General features: G+C 65.8%; 11 protein-coding genes and 1 tRNA gene. 5 read left to right on the forward strand and 7 right to left on the reverse strand.

Annotation, left to right across the window (positions count from 1 at the left end):
- Window positions 1–170: 170 nt before the first annotated feature.
- A complete protein-coding gene (locus Amac_RS35545; RefSeq protein ID WP_155358799.1) occupies window positions 171–1,622 on the reverse strand; it encodes a beta-propeller fold lactonase family protein in 1,452 nt (483 codons plus the stop codon).
- A 553-nt stretch (window positions 1,623–2,175) separates the two neighbouring features.
- Window positions 2,176–2,252: transfer RNA gene (locus tag Amac_RS35550), tRNA-Lys, on the reverse strand.
- An 86-nt stretch (window positions 2,253–2,338) separates the two neighbouring features.
- Between Amac_RS35550 and Amac_RS35555 the strand changes: the two genes are divergently transcribed.
- Together Amac_RS35555 and Amac_RS35560 are read left to right on the forward strand one after the other, a co-directional pair.
- Window positions 2,339–3,181, forward strand: a complete 843-nt coding sequence (locus tag Amac_RS35555; RefSeq protein ID WP_155358800.1) for an AAA family ATPase — start codon at window positions 2,339–2,341, stop codon at window positions 3,179–3,181.
- Entirely contained in the window at window positions 3,181–4,539 is a 1,359-nt protein-coding gene (locus Amac_RS35560) for a VWA domain-containing protein (RefSeq protein WP_155358818.1), read from the forward strand. The genes Amac_RS35555 and Amac_RS35560 overlap by 1 nt, the downstream gene beginning before the upstream one ends.
- A 194-nt stretch (window positions 4,540–4,733) precedes the next feature.
- Here Amac_RS35560 and Amac_RS35565 read toward each other — a convergent pair whose 3' ends face one another.
- Window positions 4,734–5,519 (reverse strand): nuclease-related domain-containing protein, encoded by a 786-nt coding sequence (locus Amac_RS35565; protein ID WP_155358801.1) that lies wholly within the window; start codon window positions 5,517–5,519, stop codon window positions 4,734–4,736.
- Window positions 5,520–5,716: 197 nt separating this feature from the next.
- Here Amac_RS35565 and Amac_RS35570 point away from each other — a divergent pair, with 197 nt between their 5' ends.
- Entirely contained in the window at window positions 5,717–6,325 is a 609-nt protein-coding gene (locus tag Amac_RS35570; protein ID WP_155358802.1) for a TetR/AcrR family transcriptional regulator, read from the forward strand.
- A 46-nt stretch (window positions 6,326–6,371) separates the two neighbouring features.
- Here the strand turns inward: Amac_RS35570 and Amac_RS35575 are convergent, their stop codons facing one another.
- The 4 genes from Amac_RS35575 to Amac_RS35590 are packed head-to-tail and all read right to left on the reverse strand — an operon-like array spanning window position 6,372 to window position 10,985.
- Entirely contained in the window at window positions 6,372–7,493 is a 1,122-nt protein-coding gene (locus Amac_RS35575) for an acyl-CoA dehydrogenase family protein (RefSeq protein WP_155358803.1), read from the reverse strand.
- Window positions 7,490–8,701 (reverse strand): acyl-CoA dehydrogenase family protein, encoded by a 1,212-nt coding sequence (locus Amac_RS35580; RefSeq protein ID WP_155358804.1) that lies wholly within the window; start codon window positions 8,699–8,701, stop codon window positions 7,490–7,492. The genes Amac_RS35575 and Amac_RS35580 overlap by 4 nt, the downstream gene beginning before the upstream one ends.
- An 8-nt stretch (window positions 8,702–8,709) precedes the next feature.
- Window positions 8,710–9,921 (reverse strand): acyl-CoA dehydrogenase family protein, encoded by a 1,212-nt coding sequence (locus Amac_RS35585; protein WP_155358805.1) that lies wholly within the window; start codon window positions 9,919–9,921, stop codon window positions 8,710–8,712.
- The gene (locus Amac_RS35590) at window positions 9,921–10,985 is read right to left on the reverse strand and encodes a phosphotransferase family protein (RefSeq protein WP_155358806.1); all 1,065 of its coding nucleotides are present in this window, start codon (window positions 10,983–10,985) and stop codon (window positions 9,921–9,923) included. The genes Amac_RS35585 and Amac_RS35590 overlap by 1 nt, the downstream gene beginning before the upstream one ends.
- 52 nt (window positions 10,986–11,037) lie before the next feature.
- On the opposite strand from Amac_RS35590, the gene Amac_RS35595 reads away from it, so the two are divergent.
- Both Amac_RS35595 and Amac_RS35600 read left to right on the forward strand, forming a co-directional pair.
- On the forward strand, window positions 11,038–11,622 hold the full coding sequence (locus Amac_RS35595; RefSeq protein ID WP_155358807.1) for a YdeI/OmpD-associated family protein: 585 nt from the start codon (window positions 11,038–11,040) through the stop codon (window positions 11,620–11,622).
- A gap of 69 nt (window positions 11,623–11,691) precedes the next feature.
- Entirely contained in the window at window positions 11,692–12,297 is a 606-nt protein-coding gene (locus tag Amac_RS35600; protein ID WP_155358808.1) for a GNAT family N-acetyltransferase, read from the forward strand.
- Window positions 12,298–12,389 lie beyond the last annotated feature (92 nt).

Raw genomic sequence — 12,389 nt, forward strand, 5'->3', positions numbered from 1 at the left:
CCACTCCTCACCACGCAGCAGAGGACCGAATCGTTGTCACAACGTTCGGTGTCCGGCTTGGAAGCGATGTCAGGCGAGCGGGGCTGAGAGAGGCGACCTTCATGAGCGGGTGGCTCACCCGCGACCCAGCCGTTGGCCAGCCCTCAAAGCCCGTGGCGACCATAGCCACATCAGGGGCGGATGGTGATGGTCTGTGATGACCGTGCCCGAGGTGAGCCGTTGCAGTGCGCGGTGGTTCCGGTGAACACCAGGGCGGTGGAGCAGTTCTCGTTGTCCGTGACGGTGACGGTCGCGGTGAACTTGCCGGGCCGCCGGTAGGTGTGGGCGGGGGTGGGGCCGCCGTCGTGCAGGGTGGTGCCGTCGCCGAAGTCCCAGTCGAACCGGGCGATGTGGCCGTCGGGATCGGAGGCGGCCGAGGCGTCGAACCGCGTGGCGTGCCCGGCGGGCCGCGCCTGGAGGGTGAACACGGCGGTGGGGCCCTGGTTGGGCTGGACGGCGAGGGACTGGAACATGGAGATGGTGCCGCCGGTGGACATTGGCGGGCCGGTCTGGTTGAGGCGGCCGTCGGTGGCTATGGCGAAGGTGAACAGCAGGCTGGGGTCGCCGTTGCCCGACGATACAAGCAGGTGCCGCCCGTCCGGGGTGGTGTCGACGCCGACCGGGAACATCCCGGCTGGGAACGGCGAGCCGGGGACCTCGGTGAGGGTGCCGTCGTTGTTGATCGTGTACGCCGACAGCCCGCCGGGGTTGGGGCCGTTGCCGGAGCCGGCGACGAACAGGTGCCTGCCGTCGGGTGTGATCACGGCGCCTTCGGCGAAGAGCGCGGCATCGTACGGGCTGCCGGGTAGCGGGCTTAGCTCCCCGTGGCGGCCCACTCGGAACCCGTCGACCACGGAGTCGAAGGTCGTGGCGATGTAGGCGAACCGTCCGTCCGGGGTGAAGACGATCTGGGCACCGGAGGGGTTGGTCTGCACTGGGCGGCCGACCAACTTCAGTGCGGCGTTCGGTCCGATGGCGAACCGAACAATGACATCGGGCTCCCGCGGACCGGGGCTGTCGGGCTCTCCATGCGCGATATAGAGGAAACGGCCGTCCGGGCTCACGGCCAGGCCCTGCGGCAAGGGGAAACCGGTTGGGACCGGGTCGCCCGCCGGCCGCGGCGTCCCGTCGTCGTTGACGGTGAATGCCGAGACCGTGCCGGACTGGTTGGCGGCGAAGAGCGAACTGCCGTCGGGGGCGATCGCCAAGCCGAAGGCATCTCCGGTCGGAGCCGCCCCGAGCAACCTCAGCTCACCGCGAGAGCTGACCCGGTACGCCGCGACCGTGTTATTCCCCCGATTCAATACATACGCGGTACGGCCATCCGGCGCGAACAACACGCTCGCGGGACTCGTGCCGCCACCGGTCGTGACCAGGTCACCGAGACGCCGCGGACGACCGTCCCGGCCCACCGTGAAGGTGGCGATGTCCTCCGACTGGGCGTGGGTCACATACACCAGGCGGCCCGCTGAGTCACCAGCCGCGTCATCGGCCCTTGTGGCCGCCTCGGCCCCGCGCGGAGTCTCCCCCGCGGCGGGTGCGCCAGCCATGATGACCAGCACGCCTGCGACAATCAGCACCACCAGTCGAGCCCGCCACACAGCAACCTCGCTCTTCCGAGCGATCAGCAGCGTGTGGAAGACCAGGATCGCCGCGGCGCGTCTGACGCGCCCTAGCGCTGATCGTGGGAGTACGGGTAAGGGGGTCACGGGTGTGTCTTCCTTCCATGACTCCGGCGGAGGGAGGGCCTGCCATAAGCGCCGGTGGTGGACGTGATAGCCCTAGACAGGATCACCGGACTGTGGTCCAGCCCGATAGATCATTCCGATTGATCCGTAGGCTGCCTACTCACACATTTCCGATCACGTCGGCTGGAGACCATCTTCGGTGGCCCGATTTCCGCCGAGGGCCTGACCTACGCCCTGCTGCACCGCCTGGTCGATCTACCGCGGCCGCGGTGCCTGCGGCGACGGCCGGCGTGCCCGCTGATTCTTGGTGATCTTGGATCCAGCAAGATCGCCGCACGCGAGCACCATACGAGCACACCAGAGATCGAAAACGCCGCAGACAGGCGAATAAGGCTAGGGGGTAAACAAAGAAACCCCAGATCACAACGTGTGAACCAGGGTTCCTTCTTGGTGCGCCGCCAGGGACTCGAACCCCGGACCCGCTGATTAAGAGTCAGCTGCTCTAACCAACTGAGCTAGCGGCGCTAGAGCTCTTCAAGATTACCGCACTGCGTGGGGCGGTCGAAACGGGTTAAAGTAGAACAACATTCGGTCCGGGTGAAGGAGCTGGGATGTCGTGGTTCGCGGGGGTTCCGGAGGTTGGGGAGCGGCTGCGGGGGGTGGACTACCTGGCGGATGACGGGATCGCGACGTCGGTGTTCCTGGCGGGGGCCTTGGGGAAGCCGCTTCTGGTGGAGGGGCCGGCGGGGGTGGGGAAGACGCAGTTGGCCAAGGCGGTGGCGGGGGCTTCGGGGGCGGAGTTGGTGCGGCTTCAGTGTTATGAGGGGCTGGATGAGGCGCGGGCGCTTTATGAGTGGAATTACAAGAAGCAGTTGTTGCGGATTCAGGCGGACGATGACGCCTGGGGGGACATTTTCTCGGAGGAGTTTCTGCTGGAGCGGCCGCTGTTGAAGGCGATTCGGAGTGACGCGCCGACGGTGTTGCTCATCGATGAGATCGACAAGGCCGATGTCGAGGTCGAAGGGCTGCTGCTGGAGATTCTCTCGGATTATCAGGTGACCATTCCGGAGCTTGGGACGATCGCGGCGGTGCGGAAGCCGTATGTGGTGCTCACGTCGAATGCGACGCGAGAATTGAGTGAGGCGTTGAAGCGGCGGTGCCTGTATCTGCATCTGGGGTATCCGACGCCGGAGCGGGAGCGGGATATCGTGCTGACCCGGGTGCCGGGGCTTTCTGGGAATCTCGCGGAACAGCTCGCCAGGACCGTGGCGACTCTTCGGAGTTTGGAGCTCAAGAAATCGCCGAGCATCGCGGAAACGATCGACTGGGGGCAGACGTTACTGGCGTTGGGGCGGGAAGAGCTGGATGAGGACACGATCGGGGAGACGCTCGGTGTCGTGTTGAAGCATCACTCGGATCATGGGCGGGCGGTCAAGGAGCTGGGGTTGTCGTGATGCTCGACCGCCATGTGGGGTTCGTCGGGGCGTTGCGGGAGGCGGGGGTTCCGGTTTCGCTGGCTGAGGGGCTGGATGCGGCGAATGCCCTCATGGTCATCGATCTGATGGATCGGGAGAGCTTGCGGGAGGCGTACGCGGCGACGTTGATCAAGCGGCCGGTGCATCGGCCGGGGTTTGATGTGTTGTTTGATCTGTGGTTTCCGCCGGTTATGTCTGGTGGGAGTGCTCCGGAGCGTGTGGAATACGAGGAGAATACGCCGGTTGAGGAGTTGCGGGGGATTCTGCAGAGGTTGTTGATGGGGAATCCGGATGATCCGGCGTTTCGGGAATTCGTGCGGGAGATGGTTGGCCGGTTTGGGCGGGTTGCGGCTGGGCCGGGGCGGCAGTCGTGGTTCTCGTATTCGGTGTTGCGGGCGCTTTCGCCGGAGACGTTGGTTGCCCGGATGCTGAATCAGATGCTGAGTGAGCGTGGCGGGCTCCCGGAGAAGCTGGCACGTCAGGAAATATCGTCAAATATTCGGAAATTTGAGGAAGCGGTGGCTTCCGAGGTGCGGCGGCGGATCGCGGAGGATTCGGGGATCGAACGGATCGCTCGATCTGCCGTTAAACCGGCTATCGATCGGCTTGACTTTCTTCGGGTGACGAAGGCGGAGCTCGCTCAGCTCCGTCGCGAGGTGTACCCGCTCGCCCGGCGGCTGGCCAGCAGGCTGACCATCAAGAACAAGCACGGTCATCGAGGACGCCTCGACTTCCGCCGTACCGTACGGGCCTCGCTGTCGACCGGCGGCGTCCCTCTGACGACGCATCTACGCCCAAAGCGCCCGCACAAGCCGGAACTCATCATCCTCTGCGACGCGAGTGACTCGGTGTCCAGCTTCTCCCAGTTCACCCTCTTGCTGACCTTCGCCCTCCGCGAGCAGTTCACGAAGGTACGGGCGTTCGCCTTTGTGGACACCGTCGACGAGATCACCAAATACTTCGCCCCTGGCGCGGACGTCCTCGACGCGATCACCCGTATGACCAAGGAAGCCGACATAACCCGATTCGGCCGCACCAACTACGGCAACGTCTTCACCCGCTTCGCCGACCGGTACGGCGACGCGATTGGCCCCAAGACCTCCCTCCTCATCCTTGGCGACGCCCGCTCCAACTACCAACCCCCGGCCCTGGACACCCTCAAGCACCTGGTCTCCCAAGCCAGACACGCTTACTGGCTCAACCCAGAACCCCGCCCCCAATGGGACACCGGCGACTCGATCGCCACCAGCTACAGCACCATCATCCCCATGCACGAATGCCGAAATATCACCCAACTGGCGGCCTTCATCGAAAACACGGATGTGGGCGCCCGCTGAACGCCGTTTGAGCGGATGAAGTCGGTGCTGTGCGGCTGACCTCAAATCCGGCAAAACCCGACCTACGCCTGATCGATGGTGAGCATGAGGCCACGCACGTCCGTGCTCCTGGCGAGGACACATCCTCCTCGGAGCCGCCTCCCCAAGCGCGGCGCCGCGCGACGGCACGATCCGGCCAAGACTGCCCGCCCGCGTCAGGTCACCCGGGTGACCGGCATTCTGGGGACCACCCTGGCCGCCGTACGGGCAAGAAGTTCGACCTGTTCCGCGGTGAGTTCCATGACGACCTCGGAACGGATCAGGCCCGCGATCTTGCGTGGGTAGGCGACCGTCAGTCCCTCGCCTTGGACGATCCCGCCCCGGCCTTCGATCCGGCCGCCGTGGAGGGCCAGCACCGGGGTGATGGACAGCTCGATGCCCGTTTCCTTGGTCAGGAGCTGGGCTAGGGCGGTTCCGGCGGAGATCAGGCCCTTCGCGACGGTCGTTCCGTACTTCTCGTCGAAGAAAAGGCGGCCGCCGTAGCGGGCCACGACCGTGTCGGGGCCCCAGGCTTCGTTGTCGATGAGCCAGAGGCCGCCGGGGCCGATGACCAGGTGGTCGATGGAGGCCTGGCCGGGGACGGCGCGGCCGTCCATGACGCGGTAGCCGTACCGGCTGAGGCTGAAGCGGAGGAGGCGGCCGGTACGGACTTCGCCGCGGCGTTTGCCGCGCCAGACGGCGGTGCGCTCGTGGGCGCGCCAGGCGATCAGGAGGTCGGTGCCGCCGGCTGCGACGCCGGCGAGCAAGCCGACGAAGAGGGGGTTGGACCAGCCGAAGCGGACGGCCATGAGGTTGCCGGCCAGGATGCCTGCTGCCGCGATGGCCGCTCGGACACGGAGCCGGTTCTTGCGGCCGGCCATCCAGAACGTCAGATAGAGGTTCTGGGGGGAAGAGCCGGTGAACTTCTCATCGCGCGGGACATAAATGGACCCACTTGCCACCCTGTGCTCCCCGAAAATTAGGTCTGCTTTACCTAAGTTGTACCCAATTGGGAGCTCCAAGTCTCGCAAGGTGATGTAATTAACACACTCCCGCTATCTCGGATCGGTTTTAGCGCCAACATGGGATCTACCGGCGCCAAGTCCGTCCTTCTTGACCGACCAGTCGGTATGCTGGTCTACGGCTAAGGAGGTCACAGATGGCGCGTACGGTGTCGGCCGCCGAGGAACCGGTCAGGCAGCGACTGCTCACCGTGGCGACCCGGCTGTTCGCCGAGCGGGGTTTCGAGGGCACGTCGGTTCAGGAGATCGTCGCGGCGGCCGGGGTCACCAAAGGCGCCATGTATCACTATTTCGACTCCAAGGATGATCTGCTCCACGAGATCTACGGCAAGGTGCTGCGGATGCAGATGGAGCGCCTGAACATGTTCGCGGACGGTGACAGCCCGATCGAGGAGCGACTGCACGCCGCGGCGCAGGACGTGGTGGTCACCACGGTCGAGAACCTGGACGACTCGAAGATCTTCTTCCAGTCGAACCATCAGCTGGCCCCGGCGACCAGCAAGCTCGTCCGAGCCGAACGCCGCCGCTACCACGAACGTTTCCGCGACCTGGTCGTCGAAGGGCAGAGTAACGGGACATTCCGTGCGGACATCCCGGCCGAGATGGCGGTCGACTTCTTCTTCGGCTCAGTCCACCATCTGGGCACCTGGTATCACCCCGAGGGAACCCTCTCCGGCCAGGACGTCGGCCGCTACTTCGCCGACCTCCTGCTCGCGTCATTGCGGCCAGACTCCAAATCCGAGTGATAAGGACGTATTCACGACTGGCCGGTCGCAGTGCGGGATCTCCCCCTCAGGCGGGCCCAGGCAAATCAACCAGGTCCGCCAGTGCCTCTCGGTGGTCACCGGGTGTGCCTAAAGCAATCTCGCTGGTCTTAGCGCGCTTTAGATACAGATGGGCGGGATGCTCCCATGTCATCCCAATTCCGCCGTGCAACTGCACACATTCCTCAGCCGCATGTACGGCTACTGCCCCACAATGCGCCTGTGCCACGGCCACCGCCACCCGGGCGGCGTGGGACCATCCGGACGCGAGTTGGTCGGCGGCGTTGCGCGCGGCGGCGCGGGCACCGACGATCTCCAGCCAGAGGTCGGCCAGGCGGTGCTTCAATGCCTGGAAGGATCCGACCGGGCGGGCGAACTGCGTGCGTTCCCGCAGGTAGCCAACTGTGCTGGTCAGGCACCATTCGGCGACGCCGAGCTGTTCGGAGGCCAGCAATCCGGCGCCGAAGGCTAGCGTGTCCTGGAGCGCACTCGGATCAATTGCGATGAACCGCGCGGAAGCCGAGGAGAGTTCCACGGTCGCGATCGGACGGGTGGTGTCGAGCGAGGTCACCGGCGTCACGGTCACGCCCGGATCGTCGGCGGATACTACGGCGAGCCCGGCTCCCACGGGAACGAGGAGCGTGTCCGCCATATCCGCACCCGCGACAGCGGCAATCCGCCCACTGATCGTGGAACCCACGACGGCCGCCTCAGGAGCGCCCGAACGATCTATGCTCTCCGAAGCATCCCCTCCCACACGCGCGGCGAGGGGCGGTCGATAAGGCGAGGACGCGAAGGGCACCGCGAGAGTTGCCGTGGTCTCCCCCGCCGCGAGTCGTTCCAGCAGGTCAGCGATGTCAGTCACGTCGGCGGCGGTGAGCAGTGCGCGGGTCGCCAGGACGGCGCTGGTCAGATAGGGAACCGGAGCCACCGTGCGCCCGAGTTCTTCCAGGACCACGGCCGCTTCCCGCGCCGAAGCCCCGGCGCCACCAAACTCCTCCGGAATCAGCAGCCCGGCCACGCCGATGTCTCTCGCCAGTACCTTCCACAGCTCCCCGCCATCGGCCGCACCCGGGGTCGCTTTGTCGGTGAGCAGCTCTCGGACCGCGGCCCGCAACTGTTCCTCGATCTCGGTGTACAGCAAGGTCATCGCGGGAGGTCCTTCCACGGCACGTCCTTGTCGACGCGAGGCTCGGAGGGGAGGCCGAGGACTCGCTCGGCGACGATGTTGCGGAGGATCTCCGAGGTGCCGCCCTCGATCGAGTTGCCCTTCGCGCGCAGGTAGCGGTATCCGGCGCCGCGGCCGAGGAAGTCGACGCCGTCGGAGCGGCGGAAGCTCCAGTCGTCGTATTCGAGGCCCTCGTCGCGGAGCAGTTCCACCTCGAAACCGGAAGCTTCCTGGTGCAGCTTGGCGAACAGGAGTTTCATCCCGGAACCCTCCGGTCCGGGCTGACCCGCCGCTAGTTGTTCCCTCAGCCGGGCACCGGTCAGCCGCGTGATCTCGCCATCGACCCAGAGTTTCAGCAGGCGCTGATGCAGATCGCGGGTGCGCAGCTCGGGGCGGTCTCGCCAAGTGTCGGCGAGGATGCCGACCATGGTCCGGCGGCTGTTCGGGTTGCCGCCGCCGATGGCCACCCGCTCGTTCATCAGCGTCGTCTGGGCGACCCGCCAGCCGTCGCCGACCGGGCCAAGACGCAGGTCGTCGCTGAGCCGCACACCGGTGAGGAAGACTTCGTTGAATTCGGCTTCGCCGGTGATCTGGCGCAGTGGGCGGACCTCGACGCCGGGGGCGTGCATGTCGCAGATGAAATAGGTGATGCCGCGGTGTTTAGGCACGTCGGGGTCGGTACGGGCGACCAGGATGCCCCATCGGGACAGATGCGCGCCTGACGTCCAGACCTTCTGGCCGTCCACGACCCATTCGTCGCCGTCCCGGACCGCGCGGGTGGCCAGCGAGGCGAGATCGGAACCCGCGCCGGGTTCGCTGAACAGCTGGCACCAGACTTCCTCCCCCGTATAGAGCGGGCGCAGGAAGCGTTGTTTCTGGTGCTCAGTGCCGTACGTCAGGATGGTTGGCGCGGCCATGCCAAGGCCGATCGCGATCCGGCCGGGGTTGTTGTCGGGGGTGCCGCGGAGGAGCTGTTCCACCAGTGGTTGCAGGTCGCGGGGCGCATCGAGGCCGCCGAGGCCGACCGGGAAGTACACCCAGGCCAGACCGGCGTCGAAGCGCGCGCGAAGGAACTCCGTCGAGTCGGTTGTAGCTGGGTCGTGCTCGGCCAGGAAAGCGGCCACCCGTTCCCGTACCGCTGTCGCATCCACCTGTTCTCCCCTTCGCAGTGCAATCAACCGGGTGGGCATCGGTGCGATTACTGGCTCATGTGCTTCTTCAGTTCGCGGTAGGCCAGTGAACGTTTGTGCACCTCGTCTGGCCCGTCAGCGAAGCGCAGGCTGCGTGCGCCCGCCCAGAGGGCCGCCAGCGGGAAGTCCTGGCTGACGCCGCCCGCGCCGTGCACCTGGATGGCCTTGTCGAGGATCCACTCCACGGCGATCGGTGTGGCGATCTTGATGGACTGGATTTCGGCGTGGGCGCCCTGATTGCCGACGGTGTCCATCAGCCAGGCGGTCTTCAGGACCAGAAGGCGGAGCTGTTCGATCTTCACCCGGGATTCGGCGATCCAGTCCTGGACCACGCCCTGCTGGGCGATGGGCTTTCCGAACGTGGTGCGGCCCAGGGCGCGCTTGCACATCATTTCGACGGCGCGTTCGGCCATGCCGATCAGGCGCATGCAGTGGTGGATCCGGCCGGGGCCGAGGCGCGCCTGAGCGATGGCGAAGCCGCCACCCTGCTCGCCGATCAGGTGGTCGGCCGGAACCCGGACGTCTTCGAAGATCACCTCGGCGTGGCCGCCGTGATCGCTGTCGTTGTAGCCGAAGACGGTCATGCCACGCTTGACCGTCAGGCCGGGGGTGTCCCGGGGCACGAGGATCTGGCTCTGCCGACGGTGGGAGGCCGCGTCCGGATCGGTGACGCCCATCACGATAAAGATCTTGCAGTTGGGGTTCATCGCCCCGGTGATGAACCATTTGCGGCCATTGATCACATACTCCTCGCCGTCGCGGGCGATGGAGGTGGCGATGTTGGTGGCGTCGGAGGAGGCGACGTCAGGCTCGGTCATCGCGAAGGCGGAGCGGATCTCGCCGCGGAGCAGTGGTTCCAGGTATTCCTTGCGCTGCCATTCCGTGCCGAACTGGGCGAGCACTTCCATATTGCCGGTGTCGGGGGCGGCGCAATTGGTGGCGGCCGGGGCGATGGCCGGGGATCGGCCCATGATCTCGGCGAGTGGCGCATACTGCAGGTTGCTCAGGCCCGCGCCGCCGTGGTCGCCCGGGAGGAACAGGTTCCACAAGCCGCGCCGGCGCGCCTCGTCCTTGAGGTCGTCCAGCAGCGGCGGAGCGCTCCATCCACTCTCGGCCGCCTGGTGCTCGAACGCGGCTTCGGCCGGGTAGACACATTCGTCCATGAAGGCCGACAGGCGTCCTGCCAGTTCCGTTGTCGTCTCGTCGTAGCCGAATTCCATCACTTCACCTCATTCAGACCGCGCTCGACCAGCGGTTCGACCGTGGCGCCGACCTCGGCGAAGCCATCTCCTACGGTGAGACCCTGGGTGAAGCGGAAATGGATGCCCTCGGCGATCACCGCGAGCTTGAAACAGGCCAAGCCGATATACCACCCGAGTCTGGACAGATCACGGCCGGATGCTTTGGCGTAGTGGGCGGCGAGATCACCGCTGTCGACAGAGAAACCGGCATCGGCGGCGGAACCAGCATCGGCGGGAGACCCCGTGTCCGCGCCCAAGCCGGTGCCCGCGCCCAAGCCGGTATCCGAGGACAAGCCGGTATCCGCAGGGAAGCTGCTATCCGTGGGGGGGCCGGTGTCGAGCATGGCGAAGTCACCGTAGAGCAGGAACAGCGCGAGATCGGTAAGCGGGTCTCCGAGCGTGGACATCTCCCAGTCGAGCACGGCTTTGAGCTGACCGTTCTCGATGAGGGTGTTGCCCAGTTTGAAGTCGCCGTGCACGATCGCGGGCGGGCCTGAGTCCGGCACGGCTTGTGTCAGCCGGGTGTGCAGTTCGTCGATTCCGGCGACTTCTCTGCTCCGCGAGGCGTCGAGTTGCCGTTTCCAGCGGGTGACCTGCCGGTTCAGGAAACCCTCGGGGCGACCGAAGTCGCCAAGCCCGACCGTTTCCGGGTCGATGGAGTGCAACGCGGCGAGGACGTCGGTCAGGTCGCGGGCCAATTTCGGGGTGAGGGGCGGCTGGCCGCCTGACACGAATTCCATTACGTAGAAATCCGCGCCGATGACGTCCGGATCCTGGCAGAAGTGGTAGGTGCGAGGGACGGGGACCGCAGTGTCCTGGAGGGCGGACATCACGCGATATTCCCGGCTCATGTCGTGTGCGGTGGCAAGCACGTGCCCCAACGGCGGGCGCCGGACCACGAGGGTGTGGGAATCGTCCCGGACTATATAGGTGAGATTGGACTTGCCGCCCTGGATCACGTCGGCGGTGAGCGGCCCTTGGGTCAGGCCGATCCGCTCCAGATGGCGGGCGAGACGCGGGAGATCGAGTCCGGGAACGTTCACTCCGGCAGCATACCGACCAGACGGTATGCCTGTCGAACGTTACCCTTGCGGTATGGAACCTATGTTCTTTTCGACCCCCGAGAATTGGCGAGATTGGTTGGTCGCCAACCATGAGGAGCGCAGCGAGCTGTGGGTGGGCTACTACAAGGTGTCCACCGGTAAGCCCAGCATCACGTGGCCGGAGTCGGTCGACCAGGCCCTCTGCTTCGGGTGGATCGACGGCGTGCGGAAGAGCGTGGACGATCAGTCGTACAAGATCAGGTTCTCGCCGCGGCAGGCGCGCAGCATCTGGAGCGCGGTCAATATCGCGAGATTCCAGGAGTTAGTCGAACTGGGGTTGGTGCACCCTAAGGGGCAGGCGGCGTTCGATCAGCGCACGGTGGAAAAATCGGTCGTCTACTCGTACGAGCAAGGGCAGGCGTCTGAGTTGCCCGCCGAGTATGAGGAGACGTTCCGGGCGGAAGCGGTCGCGTGGGAGTGGTTCCAGGGGCAGGCGCCGTACTATCGGCGGTCGGCCGCGCACTGGGTGATCAGTGCGAAGAGGGAAGAGACGCGGCTCAAGCGGCTGGCGCAGCTGATCGCGGACTCCGCGGAAGGGCGGCGGATCGCCCCGCTCACGCCACCGGGGAAGAAATGAAGTGGTCTCTCCTTTTCCTGCCGATAGTGGCATCCAGAGGCGACCGCTCCCTCGTTTAGGCTGGCGTACATGACTGCCACGATGCCCTCTCCCGTTGTTCTCGAAGGCCGTTCTGTACGGCTTGAGCCGCTTACCCTCGATCACGTTCCGGAGCTGTTCGCGGCGGGGGGTGGGGACGATGAGGTGTGGCGCTGGATGCCGGCGGCGACCCCGCGGACTGAGGCGGAAATGGGGGCAGTGGCGGGGAGCTTGATCGATGATCCTCATGCGGTGCCGTTGGCGGTGATCCACGATGGGCGGGCGATCGGGTGGAGCACGTATCTGGACTGCCCGGGCTTCGACCGGAGTGTCGAGATCGGCTGGACGTGGTATGGGCGGGCCTACTGGCGATCAGCCGTCAATACCGAATGCAAGATTCTGCTGATCGACCATGCGATCGACAAGCTGGGCTTCAACCGCGTACAACTCAAGACCGACAACATGAACGTCCGGTCGCAGGCCGCGATCCAGCGAATCGGCGGCACCCATGAGGGCACTCTTCGTCGCCACCGTCCGCGCCCCGACGGAACCTGGCGAGACACGGTCTACTTCAGCATCCTCGACGACGAATGGCCCCCTAACCGAGCCCGCCTCCAAGCCCGCCTGGACCTCCCAACCCCCTCAGCGTCGCAGTAACTCTTCACCGTCCTCTCCTCGATCCTGTCGTTACCGGGGTTCTCCCACCCACCCTCCCTTGGATTTCTCTCGGGCTCCGCCCGACCCCGCCG

It is taken from the genome of Acrocarpospora macrocephala, assembly GCF_009687865.1.
GTDB lineage: Bacteria > Actinomycetota > Actinomycetes > Streptosporangiales > Streptosporangiaceae > Acrocarpospora > Acrocarpospora macrocephala.